Annotated in this window: 19 protein-coding genes; 9 read left to right on the top strand and 10 right to left on the bottom strand. The window is 47.6% G+C overall.

The annotated features are described in order from the left end of the window. Positions 1-28: 28 nt before the first annotated feature. Entirely contained in the window at positions 29-1,393 is a 1,365-nt protein-coding gene (locus V1499_RS20055; protein ID WP_409271999.1) for a sensor histidine kinase, read from the bottom strand. A 570-nt stretch (positions 1,394-1,963) separates the two neighbouring features. Between V1499_RS20055 and V1499_RS20050 the strand changes: the two genes are divergently transcribed. The 3 genes from V1499_RS20050 to V1499_RS20040 all read left to right on the top strand — a co-directional run bounded on the left by V1499_RS20050 (position 1,964) and on the right by V1499_RS20040 (position 5,269). Next, positions 1,964-2,662 (top strand): response regulator transcription factor, encoded by a 699-nt coding sequence (locus V1499_RS20050; RefSeq protein ID WP_409271997.1) that lies wholly within the window; start codon positions 1,964-1,966, stop codon positions 2,660-2,662. Then, a complete protein-coding gene (locus V1499_RS20045) occupies positions 2,655-4,028 on the top strand; it encodes an ATP-binding protein (protein ID WP_409271996.1) in 1,374 nt (457 codons plus the stop codon). The genes V1499_RS20050 and V1499_RS20045 overlap by 8 nt, the downstream gene beginning before the upstream one ends. A gap of 164 nt (positions 4,029-4,192) precedes the next feature. Beyond that, entirely contained in the window at positions 4,193-5,269 is a 1,077-nt protein-coding gene (locus tag V1499_RS20040) for a GGDEF domain-containing protein (protein WP_409271994.1), read from the top strand. A 344-nt stretch (positions 5,270-5,613) separates the two neighbouring features. Here the strand turns inward: V1499_RS20040 and V1499_RS20035 are convergent, their stop codons facing one another. From V1499_RS20035 to V1499_RS20020, 4 genes are all read right to left on the bottom strand, one after another. Further along, positions 5,614-6,348, bottom strand: a complete 735-nt coding sequence (locus V1499_RS20035) for an ABC transporter ATP-binding protein (RefSeq protein ID WP_409271992.1) — start codon at positions 6,346-6,348, stop codon at positions 5,614-5,616. Beyond that, positions 6,345-7,043: an ABC transporter permease gene (locus V1499_RS20030; RefSeq protein WP_409271990.1), complete on the bottom strand. Its 699-nt coding sequence runs from the start codon at positions 7,041-7,043 to the stop codon at positions 6,345-6,347. Before V1499_RS20030 ends, V1499_RS20035 begins: the two co-directional genes overlap by 4 nt. A 407-nt stretch (positions 7,044-7,450) precedes the next feature. Next, positions 7,451-8,317: a substrate-binding domain-containing protein gene (locus V1499_RS20025; protein WP_409271988.1), complete on the bottom strand. Its 867-nt coding sequence runs from the start codon at positions 8,315-8,317 to the stop codon at positions 7,451-7,453. Then, positions 8,310-9,257, bottom strand: a complete 948-nt coding sequence (locus V1499_RS20020) for a substrate-binding domain-containing protein (RefSeq protein WP_409271986.1) — start codon at positions 9,255-9,257, stop codon at positions 8,310-8,312. Before V1499_RS20020 ends, V1499_RS20025 begins: the two co-directional genes overlap by 8 nt. Positions 9,258-9,704: 447 nt before the next feature. Between V1499_RS20020 and V1499_RS20015 the strand changes: the two genes are divergently transcribed. After that, on the top strand, positions 9,705-10,376 hold the full coding sequence (locus V1499_RS20015; protein WP_409271984.1) for an FMN-dependent NADH-azoreductase: 672 nt from the start codon (positions 9,705-9,707) through the stop codon (positions 10,374-10,376). Between the two features lie 304 nt (positions 10,377-10,680). Then, positions 10,681-11,169: a C40 family peptidase gene (locus V1499_RS20010; RefSeq protein WP_409271982.1), complete on the top strand. Its 489-nt coding sequence runs from the start codon at positions 10,681-10,683 to the stop codon at positions 11,167-11,169. A gap of 144 nt (positions 11,170-11,313) precedes the next feature. Here V1499_RS20010 and V1499_RS20005 read toward each other — a convergent pair whose 3' ends face one another. Further along, entirely contained in the window at positions 11,314-12,096 is a 783-nt protein-coding gene (locus tag V1499_RS20005; protein WP_409271980.1) for an undecaprenyl-diphosphate phosphatase, read from the bottom strand. A 593-nt stretch (positions 12,097-12,689) separates the two neighbouring features. Here V1499_RS20005 and V1499_RS20000 point away from each other — a divergent pair. Then, a complete protein-coding gene (locus V1499_RS20000; protein ID WP_409271979.1) occupies positions 12,690-13,850 on the top strand; it encodes an FtsW/RodA/SpoVE family cell cycle protein in 1,161 nt (386 codons plus the stop codon). Positions 13,851-13,922: 72 nt separating this feature from the next. Here V1499_RS20000 and V1499_RS19995 read toward each other — a convergent pair whose 3' ends face one another. From V1499_RS19995 to V1499_RS19980, 4 genes are all read right to left on the bottom strand, one after another. Beyond that, positions 13,923-15,002, bottom strand: a complete 1,080-nt coding sequence (locus V1499_RS19995; RefSeq protein WP_409271977.1) for a Ger(x)C family spore germination protein — start codon at positions 15,000-15,002, stop codon at positions 13,923-13,925. Further along, positions 14,989-16,086, bottom strand: coding sequence for a GerAB/ArcD/ProY family transporter (locus V1499_RS19990; RefSeq protein WP_409271975.1), 1,098 nt, complete (start codon positions 16,084-16,086; stop codon positions 14,989-14,991). Before V1499_RS19990 ends, V1499_RS19995 begins: the two co-directional genes overlap by 14 nt. Before the next feature lie 15 nt (positions 16,087-16,101). Then, positions 16,102-17,580 (bottom strand): spore germination protein, encoded by a 1,479-nt coding sequence (locus tag V1499_RS19985; protein WP_409271973.1) that lies wholly within the window; start codon positions 17,578-17,580, stop codon positions 16,102-16,104. Positions 17,581-17,810: 230 nt separating this feature from the next. Further along, positions 17,811-18,776, bottom strand: coding sequence for an ABC transporter substrate-binding protein (locus tag V1499_RS19980; RefSeq protein ID WP_409271971.1), 966 nt, complete (start codon positions 18,774-18,776; stop codon positions 17,811-17,813). A gap of 373 nt (positions 18,777-19,149) precedes the next feature. Between V1499_RS19980 and V1499_RS19975 the strand changes: the two genes are divergently transcribed. From V1499_RS19975 to V1499_RS19965, 3 genes are all read left to right on the top strand, one after another. Next, positions 19,150-20,157 carry a FecCD family ABC transporter permease gene (locus tag V1499_RS19975; protein ID WP_409271970.1) on the top strand — a complete coding sequence of 336 codons (1,008 nt, stop codon included), beginning with the start codon at positions 19,150-19,152 and terminating at the stop codon, positions 20,155-20,157. Beyond that, positions 20,154-21,209: a FecCD family ABC transporter permease gene (locus V1499_RS19970; protein WP_409271968.1), complete on the top strand. Its 1,056-nt coding sequence runs from the start codon at positions 20,154-20,156 to the stop codon at positions 21,207-21,209. The genes V1499_RS19975 and V1499_RS19970 overlap by 4 nt, the downstream gene beginning before the upstream one ends. Positions 21,210-21,383: 174 nt before the next feature. Continuing rightward, positions 21,384-22,211 (top strand): ABC transporter ATP-binding protein, encoded by an 828-nt coding sequence (locus V1499_RS19965; RefSeq protein WP_409271966.1) that lies wholly within the window; start codon positions 21,384-21,386, stop codon positions 22,209-22,211. Positions 22,212-22,262 lie beyond the last annotated feature (51 nt).

Here is a 22,262-nt window from a genome sequence, read left to right as displayed (position 1 = left end):
AGGTACCCAACAATGGGCACCCAGTTTTCTATACGATGATTTCAAACTCTGTTCCGAAACCTTGTTCGCTTTTGGCTGTTATGGTACCGCCGTGGGCCTCAATGAGTTGCTTGGCGATGGCGAGGCCGAGGCCGCTGCCTCCGAGTGCGCGGGTCCGGGATTTGTCGACGCGGTAGAAGCGTTCAAAAATCCTTGGCACGTCTTGTTCGGGAATGCCCCACCCGGTGTCGCGGACGAATATCCTTACGCGTCCGCCATCCAAGGGAGCCGCTTCCAGGGTGACGGAGCTTCCCGCATCGGAATACTTGCGGGCGTTGTCCAACAGGTTGACGATAACCTGCTCGAAGCGCGTAGGGTCGAGACATGCGCGTAACCCCGCCGGGCAATCGAGACGGAGGTTGATTAGCCGTTCCCTGAAGGCGGGGGCCACTTTTTCCAAAAGGGCTTTGAAAAAAGGCTCGAGCTCGACGTCCATTTTCTCGACGGAAAAGGTGTTTTCGTCGATCTTGGCGAGGTCGAACAGTTCTTTGATGAGCTTTGCGAGTTTGCCGGATTCTTCGTGTATGATGGACAGATAGTTGTCGCGCTCAGCCGCTGCAATATCGGGACGCCTGGCGATTTCGGCATAGCCTTTAATATAGGTAAGCGGGGTGCGAAGCTCGTGCGAAATGCTCGCGAGAAAATCGTTGCGCTCGGTTTTCAAAAGCGCGAGATCCCGGGCAAGGATTTCGATCGATTGGCCAAGCTCGCCAACTTCATCCTTGGACAGCTTTGGCAAGGTTACCGAGAAGTCCCCTTTGCTGATGCGCTTTGTTGCTTCGTTCATCCTGACAAGCGGCAGAGTGAGGACGCGGGATAGGAACGCGACGGCTCCGATCATGAACAGGAGCGCAAGCAATCCGGCGATCAGGAAATGCTGGTTCATGTTGGCGATGAGCTCCTTTAGCTTGCCCGTATCCTGGAACATGTAAATATAGCCTATCCCGCCGCCATCCATCCTGACGGGGGAAACGGACGTGATGAAAGGCCTGTTTTTCCAGTCGTCTTCAAGGATCATCCCTTGGCGGGGAGCATTATCTGGCCTCAGTCCCATCGTTGTCTTCATGGCAGGGGTAACGGTGTTCGACGACATGAGGATGGTGCCGTACGTGTCGGTGAGGACGACCATTGTATCTGTCCGTGATTCCATAAGGGCGATATGCCGAATTGTTTCCTCATGAAAGCTTCCCTCGAGGATTTCGCGATGGTTGTTACCGCGTGTCTTCAAGGCGGAGAGTTCATCATTTACCCGTGAATGAATGATGTTGCTATGGAGGAACACCATCAGAACGATTTGAAGCAGGAAGATGGCTGCGAAAAAGACCAGGCCAATTTTGAAGGAAAGTTTGTTCATAGGAAAATTGCCTCCAATACGCAAAGTTCAGATCATGAAGTCTAGAAGATCCAATAAGACAAGAACTTTTTTTGAAAAATAACATCCCATTGCCATAAAGGCTTTTGTCAATTGCGGAAATCGTGGAGAGGGAGATAAATTTAGAATACATCATTTTGGGGGAATTTTGGCAAAAAAAAGTGGGCCCTGCGTCGCAGGCACCCGTATTATAAAAGGGAGGTTAATTAAGGGTAAAGCCAGATAGTTCAAACAAAAAAACTTGGTAAAACAGATGTTTAGTCAGTGTTGCGTATTTAAGCAATCTGATTTGCCTTGTCAGCTTCGGCTTCATGCTGTCATGGCCCCACCATGCGGCATTCGGCTTATTTCCTTACGGCATTTCAGGATCGATTCCTGAATTTTGGGTTTGTCAGGGGCTTTTCGTCCCCCTCCTTTACCACATCTCTATAATAGAAAAAGGGAATGTAGATGGTATGAAGAAGTTGTGTGGTTTTTGTGAAGATGAAAATTGTTCAAATTTGCCGCGTGTTTTAGATGGTATGATGGAAGTGGCGGAAGGAGTGTATTTTTATGGCAAAAATTCTGATTGTTGATGATGAAAGAATGATTATTGAAGTGCTTGAAGCCTACCTGGAACGGGAAGGCTACTCCATTACGAAAGCCGATAACGGGGTAGACGCGCTGAAGAAAGCGCGGTCGGAAAACCCTGATTTAATTATATTGGATTTGATGCTTCCGGACATTTCCGGAGAGGAAGTATGCCGGCTTGTGAGGAAGGAGTCGGAGGTACCGATTCTCATGCTTACCGCGAAATCCGGAGAGGATGACAAAATCAACGGAATCGTGATGGGAGCAGACGACTATGTAACAAAACCGTTCTCGCCGAGGGAAGTTGTCGTCCGTGTCCAGGCGATTTTGCGACGGGCCAAAAAATCGGTGGAGAAGTCTGACAAACTTCAATTCAAAGGCGGCCTCACGATTGATACAGAGAAAAAGGAAGTGACCATGAACGGCGAATTGATTAGCCTGACTCCGATTGAGTACAAGCTTTTGACGAATATGGCCGAAAATCCTGGCCGGGTGTACAGCCGGATGGATTTGCTCGAGAAAATCCAGGATGAGGGCATGTTTTATGAAGGCTATGAGCGGAGCGTCGACACGCATATTAAGAATCTCCGCAAGAAAATCGAACTGGATTCAAGGCAGCCCCAGTTTGTCGTGACGGTGTTCGGGATGGGCTACAAATTCGGGGGCACTCCGAATGCTTAAGACGCTCAGGGCGAAACTGCTTTTTTACATCCTGTTTGTGTCGATGGTCGGGATTGTGCTCGTCAGTCTTTTTATCCAATGGGGCTTCGACAAGAGCTTCAACAAATACCTTGAACGGAACCGCGACCAGAAAATCGAGAGGGTTGTCAATCTTGTAAAAGCCGGGTATCAGCGTGAAGGGAAATTGGTAGATGACCAGACTCTGAGATTGATGAATGAATACGCGCTGACAGAGCAGCTATATTTTCAGGTTTACGATGTTGCCGGCCATACGCGGCGGGATACATCTGCGATCAGGGCCGTAATGAACAATATGGGGATTGCCGTGCCGGAAAATACGGAAGGCTGGCTCTCCAAGTCATATCCGCTCATTGTCGCCGATAAGGCGGTTGGAGAGGTGGTCGCGATTTATCCGCGTGGATTTATTAAGGATGAATCTACGTTCCTGCAAACGATCCAGCTGTATATATACGGGGCAGTGTGCCTGACGGTGATTATCGCGATTATCTTCTCGCTGTTTTTTTCAAAAACATTGACGTCCGGGCTGAAGAAACTCCAGTTTGCCGCAAACCAGCTCCAAAACCATGACCTTGAAATCCGGATTCCGCTCCGGGGTCTGCCGGAAGAAGTGAAGCAGCTTGCGATTTCGTTCAATAATCTCGCCGAATCGCTTTCGAAAGAAGAGATGCTCCGAAAGCAATTTACCGGTGACTTGGCGCACGAGCTAAGGACTCCGCTCGCAACATTAAGGAGCCAGATCGAGGCGTTCCAGGACGGTATATGGGAGCCGACACAGCAGCGGCTGGGAGCGAGCCATGCGGAATTGATGAGGCTCGTCCGGCTCGTGAATGAACTGGAGAAATTGCTTGCGGCTGAAAATCCGCAAATCCATTTGGAAATGGCCAGGCTTGAAGCGGGCGCGGTCCTTTCCTCGCTTTCGGAGATATTCTCACCCGCTTTTGCCAACAAAGGGGTCAAGCTTGTGTGCAGCCTTCCTGAAAAAGAAGAATGGTTTTACGGCGATAAGGACAAGGTGATGCAAATCCTTTCAAACGTCATTAACAACGCGCTGAAATACACACCTGAGGAAAAGCAGGTTGCGATTTCCGTGGCGGGTGAAAATGAATACTCGGTCGGCTTCATTGTTGAGGATGAAGGAGCCGGGATTGCGGAAGATGACATCCCGCATATTTTCGAACGCTTTTACCGTGGCGACAAGTCGCGCGACAGGAAAACGGGCGGTGCAGGGATCGGCCTTTCAATTGTCAAGGCGCTCATGGATGCCCACAAAGGAAGCATCCAGGTGAAAAGCCGGCTGAAAAAAGGCACAACCATGACGCTGTGGTTCCCGCGCGAAGAGGAATGAGCAGAGAGAAATAACCCCTCAAAGTAAACCACTCCGTTGATTGGGGTGGTTTTTTGCACAGTTTAGCGACTAGAACACTGTCAAAATTTGAAAGAAGATTGTCGAAAAACCTCTTCGATTTGGGAAAATTTTGTTATAAAATAGAATCGAAGAGGGGAGTTTCTATGTATAAAGACTTAATTTCGAATATTGCCATTATGATTTCGTGCCTTGCAGTTACAGGACAGTTAACCCGAATAAAACCAATGGATACGTCCATCATGACAAAGATCGTTGGAGGAATTGCCGCGGGGCTGCTGGGATCGCTTCTCATGCTGTTCTCCGTAAAAATTGAAAACAATGTGATTATTGATTTCCGGAATTTGGCTGTTATAATCGCAACGCTGTACGGCGGGCTTCCAAGCGGGCTTGCGGCTGGCGCTCTTATTATATGCAACCGGTTTGCCTTTTTCGGGGTGAATCCCTCCTCGCTGACAGCGAGCTTTGTCATCATCGTCATCATTCTACTTACGAGCTATTTAAAAAAATCGAAAGCCACCCTATTTACAAAATTTTTACTAGCCAATCTGTGTAATGTCTTACTATTTGCGATTGCGATTACGTTTTTGGTTAAAAACGCAGACCTTCGAATGTCCTTGCTTCTTTATTATGGCGTTTTTTCGCTGGTAGGCGGCTGCCTTTCCGCATGGGTATGCGACTTCATCAACCGCTCCAATGAAAACTATCGAAAACTGAAGGTATCGGCAACAAAGGACTTCCTGACGGGGCTTAACAATGTCAGGCAGTTTGACGAAACGTGGAATAACAAGGTTTCTTCGGCTATTCAGACTGGGGAGCCGCTTTCACTTTTGGTTATTGACATTGACTATTTCAAATTGATCAACGACAAGTACGGGCATCCGGATGGCGACAGGATCCTGAAGCAGCTTGGTGAATTGCTGGCCGACGCGGCGGGCAATACCGGGATCGCGGCAAGGAATGGCGGGGAGGAGTTTTCCATCATCCTGCCGGGGATGACAAAAACCGGAGCGAAAGCAGTTGCCGAAACAGTAAGGAAGAGGGTGCAGGAGCATGCGTTTTCCCTCTCTGGGGATAAGGAAATCAACATTACCGTTTCCGTTGGGGTAGCCTCCTATCCGGAAACGACGAACGAAATCGGCCAATTGATTAAACAGGCCGATGAATGCCTGTACCGCGCCAAAAATCTCGGCCGGAACCGGGTTTGCGCGGAGGCTGTTTAATCGATTAAACGAAGGCCGCTCCGGAGAGTCAGTCGGGGCGTTTCTTCGTTATCCACATGCCAGTAACCAAATTATAAAAGGCTGCCCAAAGTGTCAGGTTCCAGCTATTTATCCCCATTCAGATCTTTACATGTCCACAATTCCACAACAGAATACCGGTTATCCCCAGGAAACAAGAAAATACCGCTTCAATACGAGAGGCGGTATCCACAATTTCTCATTTATCCACAAGTGGATAAATCAAATTTCAATCCGAGTTGGCAGTTCTTCAATCGCGAATCAACGGCTATCCAAAATGGTTGGCATGCCGCCCGGGTGAAAAACCCCGCGGCATAATCCCGCCTTCACACACTATATCTTTTCCAAACCTCAAGGAAATCAGCAGCCGCTTCATTCGGCTCATCCAATACATCCAAGGTTGGACCCGACTGCTTGATTTCGCCGTCAACCATAATCGCAAGCCTGCTCGTTAAAAATTTCACTTCCATCAGGTCGTGGCTGACAAACATCGCGGTGGTGCCAGACCCTGCGAAGATTTCACGGAAATCCTCCATTAGCTTGATTTTTGTTGGAAAATCGAGTGCGGAGAACGGCTCGTCCAAAAACAAAATTTCGGGCTCGATGATCATCGCCCGTGCAAGAGACACACGCTGCGCCTCGCCGCCGGATAGGAAGCGGGCGTTTTTCCGGGCAAGGTGGCTGATTTGGAAGCGGTCCATCCACATCTCCGCGCGCCGCCAAATTTCAGCCCGTGGAACTTTGCGTAGCTTCAGTCCGACTGCGATGTTTTGCATAACGGTCGTATCGAGCAGGAGGGGCTGCTGAAGCGCGATTGAAAATTTCCGGCGCAGATCAAGAGGCGCGCCGATATCAGGAACTGCCTCTCCCTTGTACGAAATCGAGCCTTCCGATGGCGCTTCAAGGAAGGATGCAATTTTTAAAAATGTACTTTTTCCGGCGCCATTTGGCCCCATTACACCAAGAAACTCACCCCCGGAGATTGAAAACTCGGGAATCTCAAGGACTTTTCTTTTTCCAAAAAAATGCTTGATACCATGAAAATGAAGATATGGAGTCATAGAGGCCGCTTCCTTTGCTGAAGTGTTGTCAGGAAAAACGTGATTAGGAATGCCAGAGTCATCAGGATGAATGAAAGGGCGATGGCGACGTCGAAGTTCCCTTTCGAAACTTCCATGACAATGGATGTCGTCAGGATGCGCGTGTCACCTTTTATGTTTCCGCCGACCATCATCGCAGCGCCGACCTCGGCGATGACCCGCCCAAAACCGGCCATGACAGCTGCCAGGATGGCGATTTTCGCCTCCTTCAGCAGCAGCCAAAGCGATTGTGCGCCCGTCGCGCCAAGGGCTTTTATTTGTAAAAGTAGTTTCGGGTCAAGCGCCTGGAACGCCGATGCCGTCAGCCCGGTGACGATTGGCAACGACACGAGGATTTGTGCCATCACGATGGCGGTCGGCGTATAAAGGAGCGATAGGTCTCCGAGCGGTCCGGAGCGCCAGAGCATAATCGTGATGGTCAGACCCGCGACGACTGGCGGTAGCCCCATGCCGATGTTTATAAATACCATCAAAAGGCTTCGCCCCCTGAACCGCGCGAGCCCGAGGAGCATCCCGAATGGTATCCCGATAAGCGTGCTGATTAGGATGGACAGAAAGCACACCCGGAGGGTCAGTAGTGTGATTTCGACTATTTCCCTGTCCCCGGACAGGATCATCTCTATTGCTTTTAAAAAACCATCAATAATTAAATCCATCGCAGACAGACCTTTCATGTATGGTAGAGGTAGAGGTGTTTATGGTCATTCGTTTAAGCTTCAAAGTTAGTAGCCGATTTCCGGCTAGTGGTAATTATCGTTGGGAGTTCCTTTTCAGACGTGTGCCTGAATTGGAAAACAACAGCCAAATGAATAGAGTGCTATTACACCAAAGGGCACATTCCAACGTGGCAAAGCTGCAATAAAATGTACCTACTATTCAATTAAACTATAAAACGATCAAGGACTAAATAGGGCTGCCCCCGTCCTTGGCGAAAACGGGGGCAGATAAAAGGGAACTCTATAGAAACAGGAAGGGAAGATCCTGTTTGCTACTGCTTGGAACGCCCCGCGGCTTAACGACCCGTGGGCAAGTATAGATTCTATTTTTCCAGGAGAGCGGCCAATTACTCCGTATATTTGAAGAACAGTGACTGGCCATATTCCTCTTTGCCGAATTCTTCAATCATGTCCTGGGTTTTGCTGTCTACCATGTACTCGACGAACTGCTCGCCGCCTTTTGCATTGACTTTGTCGTGCTTTTCCGGATTAACCTGCATGACGTGGTAGATGTTCTGCAGGTCAGGGTCGCCTTCGACGATAATACCGAATTCTTGAAGATTTTTCTCCTGGGCAAGGTATGTCGCCCGGTCAGTTAGGGTGTAGCCTTGTTTTTCAGAAGCAATTTGCAAGGTTGGTCCCATTCCTTGGCCGCTTTCAACATAGCTTTCTCCTGCTGGCGTTACGGAAATGGCTTTCCAGATGCCGAGTTCTTTTTTGTGCGTGCCTGAATCGTCGCCACGGGATACGAAAATGGCTTTTGACTCAGCTAGTTTCTTGAACGCTTCTTTTGTCGGCAGGCCTTTGATTCCTGCGGGATCGCTAGTCGGGCCTACGACGATGAAATCATTATACATGACGCGCTTCCGGTTGATCGCATCGCCGGCATCGACAACGGCCTGCTCGGCATCAGGGGCATGGACGAGCAGGACATCCGCTTCGCCTTTCGTGCCCATTTCAAGCGCCTGGCCAGTACCGACGGCAATTGTTTTTACGTTTGCGTTATACTTTTCTTCAAATACAGGAATGAGCACATCGAGGAGCCCGCTGTCCTGGGTGCTCGTCGTTGTGGCAAGAATGACATCTTGAGGCGGTTCTGCCGCTTTTTCATTATTAGCCGATTTCTTTTCGGCCGATGTCCCAGAGCTTGAGCAAGCGGATAACAGAAGCAGGAATGCAATCATAAGGACAGATAGATAGCGATTTTTAAACATTTAAAGTTTCCTCCGGTTGGGTATTTTTATAAATCATTGCGCCGAGCTCGCTTATGTCATAGCCTTCGATGTCTGAAAGGCTCGTTTTAAATTCTGCCGATTGTAAAAATGAAGCCAGTTTCCCGAGCGTTTCCCGATTTTCATCCGTCCAGCGGAACACAAGGTCGAACTGCTCCTTCGCGATTGGAATGAAATCGAGGCCAAGATAGGACGCAGCCGAACGGATTCCGAATGCGGCATCCGCGGCGCCCCTGCTAATGTGGGAGGCCGTCAAAAGGTGTGTCCATTCCTCATTCTCATAACCGTTGATGTCAGCCGGGGCAATCCCGTTCGCAAGAAGCTTAGAATCGAGCAGAAACCGGGTTCCGGAGCCCTTTTGCCGGTTGATGAAACGGATATCCTTCCGGGCAAGGTCGCTGAACCCTTTTATGCCCTTCGGATTTCCCTTTGCGACGATAAAGCCCTGCTCCCTGGAAGCGAGCCGCATGACGCTAATTGTTTCATAGACGAACAGCTGATGGATGAACGGTAAATTGTATTGCTGCGAGGCTGGGTCCAACAGGTGCATCGCTGCTATGTCGGCCTGGCCACGGTACAGCATCATTAGGCCTTCAAGGCTACCGATATACGTTGGCTGAATTTGCAGTCCTTGGGCTGAGGCCGTTTCCTTTACGAGATGCTCGACAAGAAAGTCATGGCTTCCGGCCAAACGCGCCTGGATTTGCCTGCTTGCCGCCGGCTGCTGTTGTTCAGGGGCAGCCTTTCGGGTTGGCGCCTTCATGCTTTCCTTGTAGCGCTCTATTTCATCGTGCTCGATACGCATTTTATTGCCGATTTTGAACGCTTGAAGCTCACCGCGTTTGATCATCTCGTACACCGTGTGTTTGGAAATCTGGAAAATCCGCGCTACCTCATCTGGCGTATATGCCTTCAATTCCACGAAAGAGCCTCCTTTTTGTTTTAAAATAGCATGTAATGTTTGAGCCGGAGCGTTAAATAGGTATATAGCGTTTCAGGCCGAACATTTTTAAAAAACTGGCATTACCGCGAGTGTAATTCAATAGAAATTCGGCCATTGCACCCAAACAATTTCAATTGGACTTGCCATTTCTTCAGGAGCGTTACAAATTGTCTGATAGTTTCATAGTAAACGATTTCCAATACTAGGGGAAGTGATTTTTGTTACGTTTTGTCAATTTTTATTTAGTTTAGTTAAGTTTTGTTTAGTTATATTCGGTTTTTGAGCACAGAGCGGAGACTCGGTTGGTCAAGATCTTGGTATGCCATTCACATAATCTCCATAAACGTCACGGATTGTTCAACCCCTCACAGATGAGTTTTACTGTACTATGGAAGAGAGTAGATTTTGTATAAGGAAGGGATGTTCATGGCAAAGCTGCTTTACGTAACCGCCACACCGAAGACCGACAGTAAAATTTCTAAAGGAATGCAGCTTGGCGAGGCGTTTCTTGATGCCTTCAAGCAGGAGCAGCCGGATGTTGAAATAACACATATGCACCTTTACGATATGGATATCCCGATCATTGATATGGATATGCTGTATGCACGAGCGAAATTGAGCTTCATGGGGAAGAAGATGGAGGATCTAAGCGAAGGGGAGAGGAAACAGATCACCGAGATGCATGCGCTCGCCGATCGTTTTATCGACAACGATTATTATGTGTTTGTATCCCCGATCTGGAACCTTGGCTCGCCGGCAATTTTAAAAACGTTCATGGATAACCTGTTCATCGCAGGGAAGACGTTTGACCCGGATCCCGGGAACCGGCATGGGTTGCTTACAGGCAGGATGGCTATCCACTTGCAGACGCGCGGAGGAATTTACTCCGACGGACCGCTTAAGGATTTCAACTTCGGCGACCAGTACTTAACGACCGCGCTTCGTTTCCTAGGGATGGAAGTCCTGCCGACTGTTTACGCTGAGGGGGTAGACCACTTCCCGAAAGAAGTTTCTGCCATCATGGCGGCGGCAAAAGAACGCGCAGCAGAAGCCGCACGTGAAATGGCGAGAGGGAATGTTGTAGTAGATAAAGGTTAGAATCTATGTGGAAAACTTTATACTAATTAGAAATGTAAAAGGCTTAATGAAGGACTTACTTCTTTCTAAGCCTTTTTATTGTTGTTAGATACTAAAATATATTCCTTTCGATTAGCTTCGTCCATGATTTTCAAGCCATTAGGACCATTTCCTTCAGCCCTCGACCGCTATTTCCTGGGAAATTTGTCGTTCTACGGCATTTTTATTGTCGAGCACTTCATTTGGAAAAACAGAAACTATACTGGCCTTCCCCTCGACTATAGTGTCGTAACGAACAAAAAATTAAAATTGGGGGTTAATGAACATGGCTATACGAATTCAATTAACAAAAAGATTTGTTTTATTAGGTTTGGTTTTGGCACTGGCACTATCCATGGTCTTTGCATCGTTTGCGAAAAAGGCGGAGGCATCTGTTTCATGGGGGCAAGAAGTAACGGAAGTGGCTAAACGCTATATCGACACACCGTACAAATGGGGTGGTACATCACCAAGAGGCTTTGATGCTTCCGGCTACACTCAGTTCGTTTACAAAAAATCCGCCGCAAAAATCAGCCTTCCACGCACTTCAAAAGATCAATACAAAGTCGGGAAAACAGTTTCTAAGAAAAATCTTAAAGAAGGCGATCTTGTATTTTTCAATACGAATGACAAAGACGTATCTTGTGTAGGCATCTATCTCGGCAAAGATAAATTCATCACCGTTACACCTTCAAAAGGAGTCTCTATCCAATCATTGAATACTGTGTATTGGAAAGACCGGTACGTGGGAGCAAAGAGGGTCCTTGAGCAGTAAGAAGGCCGAGTAAGATAAGGACTGTGCCTTTCCGCCCCTCTTCGTGTTTTATTAAGAATGAATTTTTCTTCATACGGAAAATCTTCGTCTGTTCGTTTAAAAAAACACCCGTCCATGCCATGGGCGGGTGTTCAGCTTTGGAGTTTAAAATTTACCTGTAAATTGAAAGAACAAGACGGCCACGCCCAAAATCCACACGTAAATCGCGAATGGTTTCAGGGAGTGGTTTTTCAGGTAGCCAATCATCCACCGTACCGCAATATAGCCGAAAATGGCTGAAGAAATGATGCCAACGATAAGAGCGGATAGGGAAATTGTTTCGGCGCCGCCTTCCATCAGATCGAAGGATTGCAGGACGACCGCTCCAACAATGGCCGGTGTGGATAGGAGAAACGAGAAATAGGCTGCCGTTTCCCGGTCAAGCTTTCTCCAAAGCGCGGCGACAATTGTAAAGCCCGAACGTGAAATTGCAGGCATAATTGCTGCTGCCTGGAAGACACCAATAATAAATGAATCTTTGTAGGAAATGTCCTCCATTTTCTTTTGGCCGTTTTTAATTGAATCCGCCATCCACAGGAACAACCCCGTAATGAGGAACTCCCACCCGATGGTTGAGCCCGTTTTGGAAATTTCATCGATATAATCCTTCAACAAGAGGCCAACAACCACTGCGGGAATCGTTCCGACAACGAGCAGCCATGTGAGTTTTCCGAACGGGTTTCGAATGATTTTTAAAAATTCGTGCCTGTAAAAAACAAACACCGCCACTAGTGTCCCGACGTGGAGCATCGTGTCAAGCAGCAGCCCGGCTTCCTGCAGGCCAAATAAGTTCCGGCCCAGGTAGAGATGGCCAGTTGAGCTGATTGGCAAAAATTCAGTCAATCCCTGGATCAGCCCAAGAATGAATGCTTCAATTTTCGTTAACATCGCGTACCTCCAGATTTCGTGGATAAGGCGTGGGCTTGGCCGGCGTAATATACTCGGTTGAAATGATGTCCATTAATCTATCCATCTATATGTATGTGTAAAATGTTCGCGGTAGCGCTGGGTGAAACAGTGTATTCAGGGGAAAACTAAGCAATAATTTCCAGTAGCACCATTTCATTTTAGTTGCCTCTCCGGATATCCGTCAAGGAAAATTACATACTTACGCAAAGCTAACATGAAGAACCGGGATTAAATTAGGGAGTTTGATGAACGGTTTTTGGAGGAAATAGGAAGAAGACTTGATAAGGTGGATTCTTCGGTATACAAATTTTCCCTGGTGCCGCTTTTATGTTGAGATTTCCTTCTGAAAAAAATATAATGAAGTATTGTAGCCTAACCGGTATTACCCGGTATTTATGTGACAATTATTCCGTTCTTGCTAGAGCTTTTGAAAAACTGCCACGCTTACAAAGATGAATGCTTTGGGACAAGCACGGGCCATCCGTTATTGCCAGCGGGCAGATAGACGATTACCGCACACAAAAACCCCTTGCCGTTCCACACTGGAAGGGACGAAGGAGAGCACCGCCAAAATGAAAAATACATCAAAAATTGACTATAATCTTGCACTTATCCTGCTGTTGCTTTTTCTCGCAAGCTGTATCGCCATCTACAGCGCGCAGAGCTCCGGCCAGTACCAAGGAAACTTCCTTGTGAAGCAAATCCTCTGGTACGCAGTTGGCAGCGGCATCATAGCCGCCGTTGTCTCGCTTGACTCGGACCAACTGAAAAAAATAACCTGGTATGCATATGGCTTCGGGGTTTTCCTGCTAATACTCTTAATTATTGCGCCCGAGTCCATCGCCCCTCGCATCAACGGAGCGAAATCGTGGTTCAAGGTTCCTGGAATCGGGTCTCTCCAGCCGTCAGAATTTATTAAAGTGTTTATTATCCTTGCACTGTCAAAGCTCATTTGGGACCACCACCAGAAATACCCGGTCAAAACGATTGGAACTGACTTTGTCCTTTTGGTAAAATTGGCTGCCGTGACATTTGTGCCGCTCGTACTCGTCATGCAGCAGCCCGATCTAGGCACATCGCTCGTGTTCATCGCCATCCTGGTTGGAATGATTTTTATTTCGGGCATTACATGGAAACTGCTCGTCCCGATTTTTGCCGGGGGCCTGTCGCTTGCAGCGGCGATTTTATACTTTGTCCTTTGGAAGCCTGAGCTCCTTGAGAAATACCTCGGTGTCCAGCCATACCAGTTCGGAAGGATTTATTCCTGGCTTGACCCGTACAATTACCAAAGCTCAACCGGATTCCAGCTTACGCGTTCGCTGCTTGCTATCGGTTCTGGACAAACGGAAGGGAAAGGCTTCGGGAAGCTACAGGTCTACCTGCCGGAGAGCCATACGGACTTTATTTTCGCTGTCGTTGGCGAGCAATTTGGTTTCGTGGGCGCGAGCATTCTCATCTCACTGTTCTTTTTGCTAATTTACCATATCACCAAGGTAGGGATGGAAACGAAGAATAACTATTATACGTACCTGTGCGTCGGCGTTATTTCGATGATCACATTCCATGTCTTCCAGAACATCGGTATGACCATCGGACTTTTGCCCATTACAGGGATCCCATTGCCATTTGTATCATACGGCGGCAGCTCCCTCATGGGCAACATGCTCGCCATCGCACTTATCTTCTCCATCCGCTACCACTATAAAAAATACATGTTCTCAACCAAAGAATAGGTGGCAGGTTCATCCGGCCACCTTTTTGGTCGATTCCAATGTTCTTTGTAGGAGTAACCCAAAACATCTCGCTTATTGAATGACACCACTTTCTAGGATTTGGACTTTTGGTATTATGTTCACTTTCAGGCTTCTGTAGTCTGTTTGTTTCCACTTTTTATAGCTGAAGCCGCGGGTTTTTGATTTAACGAAGTGCCCGAAGCCGAATGGGTCTACGTTTTTTTTCTGAAATTGTCTTACCAGTTTCCCCGAGTAAGATCGTATTTGGTTTTCCAAGGCGCGCTCAACTTCATTAATGATTTTTTTGTCAAGGTGATGCCCTGTATACTGAGGAAGGAATCCTTTGACCTTAATGTGCACATCGATTTCATAAGGATTGCGGCGGACCAGCTTCTTCTTAAATTTTGTTCTTATACTTTCAACCATAGCCTTATTTTTACCAAGAACCACCCTTTGGCTCGCCTCCCCATAATCCCCGGTCATTATTTTGAAAAAGAACATTTCATTTCGGGGGATTTTATCAACAACCTTTCCATCTTTAAAAAGGGCGATTCCGTTAAGCTGGACGGCTTTGTCATCCTTTTTTTTGATAATGGGAAGGTATGCGGTTTTTCCTGTTTGATAATAATCGGACATAAACAGGTGCATATTTGTTTTTGGCAAGTCTCTTGTCTTTATATTATGTTCCAGCATATCGGCAATAAAGGAGGCGTTTCCCCGCTTTCCGAAATTTCCTTCAAGAATTTCCTGGGCCTTTCCGTCAACGATTGCCAAATGAGTTTTTGTTCCGACACCAGGGTCACGTTGAAGGGCGTCAAGAACTTGATAAATCCCGTCTTTTGCAAAATCCATCCCAAAAAGAGCTACCTCCATAGAACCCGCTACAACCGGATCCGGAGACATCTGCTGAAAGTTGTTAAAAAGATCCTTCGTTGGCGAAGCTGAGGTAGTCAGGGTGTAATTTTCTACTGTTCGGTCAGGCAAATAGAACGGAATCAAAGCGGTCCCGACCACCTTATCCCCCTGACCCTTATCATAACCGATGCCTGTGACAAGCCGGACATCGTCAATAATTTCCGTTTGTACGCATCCACCTAAAAGAAGCAAGGAGCAGAGCCCAAACTGGAGGCAATACCACCTATGTTTTCCCATTGCCTTTCACCTTCCTAGCGATAAGAACTGCAATAAAAAGGAGGGGTAAATAACCGAAACCTAGAACGAACCCCGCTCTTCCTAAGAAAGTAGTTAACGCAGCCTCCTGTTCCCGGGATTGAATAAGGGTTATACAGATAAGGGTTACTACTGCAAGAAAATAAACGCTGTATTTTTGTTTTATATTGTAAGTACGTTTTAGGATTCGTGAGGCGGCCCATAAGCCAAGGCAAACAATCGGAAGGACGTTTAGTGCCCAGGTCGCAATTCCGATATATTCAAACCGCTCGATGAAAGGCAGTTCCACAATTTTAAACATGGAGAGCGTTGCCCAAATCGTTCGTTGCAGCTGGCCCTCGGAATAATAGCCAAAAGAAATTATGGCGATGAATACATATTGAAAGGTTGTAAACAAAATCCCACGCTGCGCCCACTTATGCGAGGACTGGGGATTTTTAATCAAAGGATACAAAACAAGCAGACTTTCCCAGCCTAGATAGGTGAATGACATGTATAACGCCGCCAGCCCTAAATCCTTAAATGAATGGTTGAAAATAGGCAGCAAATCCGAGTAGTCGGAATAAGGAATCGTGTATAAAAAAACGAACAACAAGTAAAAGGTCAAAAAAACCCCAAAAAAGACGATTCCAGTAATCGTTCTGAACCCGCCTTGAATGACGTAAATGGCCAGCAGGAGAAATGCAAGCCCAAACCAAAATGTACTAAGGCCGGGGAACATCCAAACCTGGACAATTTGGATGAAGCTCCTAAGCGGTACAATCGAAGTTAGTGTGAAATAAAGGATCAAAGGCAGGCTAACTAATCTTCCGAGCAACTTACCAAAAGTAAACTCATGAATGGAGACAATATCCCCACCTGCAATTCCCGCCATTTTATAAACCATCCAAATTAAAGGATGGATTGCAATACCGGCGATTAATACCGCAATCCAGGCATCATAGCCCGCGTGCTTGGCGATGATACGCTGGAAGCCAAGGACGCCAACACCGAATTGCATTCCGTGAATGATGAAGAAAACGAGGAATGGGGAAATTTTAGCCTTATCCGGAACCATCTCAGACATTCCATCCACCCCTTTTTAGTCGTCTATGTCTTTCATTTCCTTTAGCTTACTCATATTTCTAGGATTGAATCGGAATGGATTTTTCGTACGCAAAAACATCGGCCTGGTACTTACGGCTGAGAACGGGAACCGGATAAGAACATCCTTGTTATCGGCAAGCCGAGGCGGATATAAAGGGTGAAGAAACGGCCTGTTCATAGAAGTAAGCCTAATTAAATGAGTTAGTAAAATGCAAAAGCAGAAGACAATGCCCAGCAATCCCCATAACGCAGCAAATAGCAAAAATGGAAAGCGCAGCAAACGGATTGTGTTCCCCATTTTGTAAACCGGCGTCGTAAATGAGGCAAGCCCAGCAAGTGCTACAAAAATGAGGAGAACGTTGCTTGTAAGCCCCGCTTCTACCGAGGCTGTCCCAATGACAATTCCTCCTACAATACCGATTGTTTGGCCAACCTTTGTCGGGAGTCGGGCACCGGCCTCCCGGAGCAATTCAATTGTTAATTCAAGGATGAGTGCTTCCATGATTGGAGGAAACGGGATCACCCTTCTCGAACTGACTAGAGTTGTTAGCAGATCCTTTGGAATCAATTCGTAGTGGTACGTCAGGACCGCGACATACACAGGAGTGATTAGCACCGAAAACAAAATAGAAAAAAAACGGATTAGCCTGAAAAAGGAGGCCAAAATCCAGTTAAGGAAATAATCATCAAATGAACTAAAAAACTCGCTAAGCGTTGTAGGCCCAATCAACGCATGCGGCGATCCATCGACAAGGACCGCGACTTTTCCTTCTGCAAGAATTGCAGTTACCCGGTCCGGCCGCTCCGTATCGAGAAGCTGTGGGAAAGGGGAATTCCTATTGTCGGAAATTAGCTGCACGATGTAGGAACTGTCGATAACCGCATCAAAATCGATTGCCTTTATCCGGTCCGTAATTGTTTTTACATTGTCCGGGTCGGTAATGCCCTTGATATGGAAGACCGCAACCTTCGTTTTCGTCAGCGACCCGACCGTGATTTCTTCAGAAACGAGTTCCTTGATTGGCAGCCGTTTCCGAATCAAGTTTGTATTTACCACAATCGATTCCACAAACGCTTCCTTTGGCCCAATGACGCTGAATTCAACCTCAGGCGGGGAGATGGCGCGGACATTCGCCTCTTTCGTTTCAAAAAGCGCGAACTTCCCTGGGTCTGTCCCTACAGTCAAAAGAAGATAGCCTCTGAGCACCTTTTCCTCAAGCTTATCCGGTTTTTCCAATATCTCTATACCAGTAATAGGCGCCAACGCCGTCACATCATCAATAAACTCGAAGTGCCGTTCCAGCAGGTAGGGAAGAATATCCCTTTGCACAATCTTTTCGTCCACTAAAGTAGAAAAAAAGGACAAATGGAACTTAACACCCGTCTTCCGATTCGAATATTCCTGCTGAACAAAATCTTTCGACTGCAAAATAATATCCGGAAGCGGCACTTCCACTCCAGTCTTCCGCCCCATCGCTTACACCTCCACAAAATCAACATAAATAGCATCCCCCAAAAAACCACAAATATGAAAAATAGGGAAAGTTTCAAAAAGGTGCAAGCACGAAAATAGAGCAAATACGTCCAAGTGGGTTCATGTACTTATACAAACAAAAAAAGCACCCGCATGAGCAGGTGCAAAAGGTTATATATGGGAGGGTAGAGTTGTCGCGCGAGGGAGCATATACGCCTGTTTCGCTGAAATTACTCCGCGAAAATCTTTTCAATATCGTCGAGCATCAGGTTTGCAGCAATAACGCCGCCGGCTGTGTTCCAGATCGTGTCGCTGACTTTATGGACATTGCCCTTCTTGGAAACTTCAAGATTTTTGAAAAGAGGGTCTTCAATCCATTGCTTTTCAACTTGGGACGCCTTGCCATCGCCTTCTTCATATGTGAAGTAGAAGAGGATGTCGCCATCCATCGCCGGGATGCGCTCTTTTGTTACGTTCTTTTCGGCAAAATCGTCCACTTCCTGGCTTTCCGGACGGGCAAAGCCGAGCTCCTCAAGAATTACACCGGAGAATGTGTCCTTATGGTAAATACGGACATCGCCAGCCATAAAACGGACCATTGAAACCTTCATGTTAAGCTTATCGCCAAGCTTGCCTTTCAAGTCTTCGATGCGCTTTCCATAATCGGCAAGTACTTCCTTGCCTTTTTCTTCTTTATTGACAGCTTTCGCATATAACTCGAAGTTTTGTTTCCAGTCGCCCCTCAGCGTTTCGGCAAATACTGTAGGAGCAATTGCGTTCAGCTGTTCATAAATTTCTTCCTGGCGCATTTTGTTGCCGATAATCAAATCCGGCTTCAGAGCCGCAACTGCTTCAACATTGACCTGGCTTTCAACGCCAACAACCTTTGCATCCTTCATGTCATCCTTGATGTGGTCGTACCAAGGGTCGCCTGTCCACGATTGAACAGCGCCAACCGGTTTGATGCCCAGGGCAAGCAATGCTTCAGTACCTTCGTTTGTTAAAATAACGACACGCTCGGGAGTCTTTTTAAGCTTGGTTGTTCCCATTGCATGTTCAATCGTATAGCTTTGATCTTCCTCAGTCTTGGATTTATCCTTGCCAGCCGAGTTGTCCTTATCATTTCCTCCGCAAGCTGCCAATAGCAGCACCGTGAAAATCGCAATCAGTGAGAATATGCTTTTCATCTTTCTCATGTTTGTCGTGCCTCCTGATAAATGTTAATGATAATCATTTTCAATTCCACCATCATCATAAAATGATAAAATCAACATGTCAATGATTTAATTGAAAATAATTCTCAAGTAATTGGCGGAAATGTGAACAGGCAAAAACCTGAAAAGAAGAGGAAATACCTGAGCCGTAACGATGGTTCCAGTTAGCCAAGGGATACAAAAAGTGTCGCCTATGGTCTTGGCACATATATCCCATCGGCAGTTTGACAAATCGGTGAAAAGAGGGAAAACCAACTGAAAATGATTCTCAGAATCATTGACACCCTATCCGAGCCGCTTTAGACTAGATATATAACTAGTCAATCATGTAAATGTGGGAAAGGTTTTCACTATTATGGTTCTCCTAAAGAATACAGGTTTAAAGTGGCTAGGCCTTTTCGGGGCCATCTTATTGATGCTTGCCCTGATGGTAGCCAGCATTGTGTTTGGCTATACGGACACAACAATTAAAATGGCCATCGAAACATTCACCAACTTTAACGGATCCAATGAACATTTAATTATAGAATCGGTCCGGCTGCCGCGCGCGTTCATCGCCGCAGCGGTCGGAGCGAGCCTCGCTGTGTCGGGGGTGCTTCTACAGACACTAACGAAAAACCCGCTCGCCTCGCCGGATATTTTTGGCGTAAATGCGGGTGCCGGGATGATGGTCGTTATCGCTGTCACGCTCCTTAAAGTCGACAGCATCCAGGCCTTCACCTGGCTATCGTTTTTCGGGGCAGCGGCTGCCGCGATCGGCGTTTACGCAGTCGGATCATTCGGCCGCGAAGGGCTTACCCCAATGAAGCTGACTCTCGCTGGCGCCGCGCTTTCCGCGATGTTCGCCAGTTTTACCCAAGGCTTGCTCGTCCTGAATGAAGCGGCTCTTGAGCAGGTGCTATTCTGGCTCGCGGGGTCCGTCGCCGGAAGGGAGCTGGATAACCTCGTTGCCGTGCTTCCGTACCTGGCAATTGGCTGGATCGGGTCGCTGCTCATTGCCTCGAAAATGAATGTCCTGTCGATGGGCGAGGACGTGGCGAAAGGCCTTGGGCTAAACACCGCTTTTGTTAAAATTGGCATCGGGATCCTTGTCATCCTTCTCGCTGGCGGGGCAGTCGCGGTAGCCGGCCCGATCGGATTTATCGGTATCGTCATCCCGCATGTAACCCGTTCAATTGTCGGCATCGATCATCGCTGGGTCATCCCGTATGCGGCGCTCCTTGGAGCCATGCTTTTATTGGCGGCGGATATCGCCTCCCGTTACCTGCTTATGCCACAGGAAGTTCCGGTCGGCGTCACAACAGCGATCATCGGTACCCCATTTTTCATTTATATTGCGAGAAGGGGGTTTAACAGCCGATGAGCCAATTTAAGAGCACTCGATTTTTAAAAGGAAGGATTTCCTTCCTTCTTGATAAAAAAGCACTGTTTGTCTTCTTAGGGCTAGCCTTAGCCGCCTTTGCCCTTTTCGTAGGGAGTACGGCGATGGGGGAAATGAAAATTAGCCCTCTCACCGTCCTCCAAGTATTTTTTGGCGGCGGAACAGAAATGGATCAGTTGATCGTAAAATCGTTCCGGCTTCCGCGCATCATTATCGCGCTTACGGTCGGCATGGGGCTTGCCGTGGCTGGGGGCATCCTACAGGGGATGATCCGCAACCCGCTCGCATCGCCTGATATCCTCGGTATTACTGGCGGCGCATCGGTCGCGGTCGTCGGCTTTCTCGCCATATTCAGTGATAGAAGCAACGCCCTGACCGTCAGCATCGCCTGGCTTCCGGTCGCAGCATTTATTGGTGCCGCGGTTGCTGCATTCCTTGTATACATTCTTGCATGGAAAAATGGCGTTTCGCCAATTCGGCTTGTGCTTATTGGGATTGGGCTTATGGCCTTAATGAAAGCTTTAACAACGATGATGATGATCCTAGGACCGATTTTTCAGGCAAGCCAGGCGAATATTTGGATAACAGGAACCGTTTATGGTTCGACGTGGGCGAACGTTTCAATCGCCTTGCCGGCCACAATCATATTAATAGTACTAGCCATCATTGCTGCCAGGAACTTGAACATTCAGGAGCTTGGTGATGATGTCGCTACTGGGCTTGGTTCGCGTGTACAAAAACAACGCTTTGCCTTGCTCGCAATTTCGACCGGATTAATCGGAACTTCCGTTGCATTCGCGGGCGGTATCGGCTTTGTTGGCCTCATGGCTCCGCACATGGCGCGCAGGCTCGTCGGTTCATCCTTTGGGGCGCTGCTCCCCGTGGCAGCCATACTGGGCGGAATCCTCGTCATGGCCGCGGACCTTATTGGACGGACCATGTTCTCGCCGCTTGAAGTACCAGCCGGCGTCTTCACCGCAGGCATCGGGGCGCCCTACTTCATCTACCTTCTTTTTAAAACAAGGAACCAGTAGAAGTATGGTTGAATAATTGGAGAGAAGAAATTCTAAACGAAGCAACTTGGTCATATTAAAAAACAAACCGATTTTGAGAAATCTTTTACGAAAAATAAAACCGTCCTCGGATAAAATAGACACCGATTAAGCCATTTGAACAAAACGTGATTACGTGTAAAGGAGCTGTCTGAATTGACACATGCGCAAGCAATTGAAACGAAAGAACTGTCCCTTTCCTACGGAGATACATTAATCATCGAAGAACTTGACCTGAAAATTCCCAAAGGCGAAATAACTGTTTTTATCGGAGGGAATGGCTGCGGGAAATCGACCCTTCTTCGCTCAATTGCGCGCCTGCTGAAACCAAAGTCAGGCACAGTCCTGCTTGAGGGAAAGGCCATTTCAAAGCTATCGACAAGGGAAGTCGCCAAAAATATGGCCATCCTCCCGCAGACCCCTGTTGCTCCGGAAGGGCTGACTGTCCTCCAGCTTGTAAAACAGGGACGGTATCCGTATCAATCTTGGCTAAGGCAATGGTCCGAAGAGGACGAAAAAAAGGTGAACGATGCGCTAAAGGCGACCGGCCTTGAGGAACTAAAGGACCGTCCCGTCGATTCTTTGTCCGGCGGGCAAAGGCAGCGCGCCTGGATTGCGATGACATTGGCGCAGGATACCGATATCCTGCTTCTTGATGAACCGACAACGTACCTGGACATGACCCATCAAATAGAAATTCTTGATTTGCTTTTCGAATTGAACGAGCGTGAAAACCGGACAATCGTCATGGTCCTCCACGACCTGAACCTCGCCTGCCGGTACGCACATAACATTGTCGCCATTAAGGACAAACAAATCTTTGCCCAAGGCCGTCCAGAAGTCGTTATCAACTGCTCACTCGTCAAAAATGTTTTCGGTATGGATTGCGAAGTCACAATCGACCCGCTCTTCGGTACACCGCTCTGCATCCCATATGGGAAAGGCCGCTGTATTCTAAAAAACCCCATCGCCGCCAATAGCTAAAATTATTTCAGTGCCCGAACAGCAGTGTTCAGGGGGTTCCTTCGGTCGTTA

The organism is Neobacillus oceani (assembly GCF_046237595.1).
In the GTDB taxonomy this organism is placed as follows: Bacteria; Bacillota; Bacilli; order Bacillales; family Cytobacillaceae; genus Bacillus_D; species Bacillus_D oceani.
The sequence above is the reverse complement of the archived record's forward strand: the minus strand, read 5'-3'. Positions and strand labels throughout refer to the sequence as shown.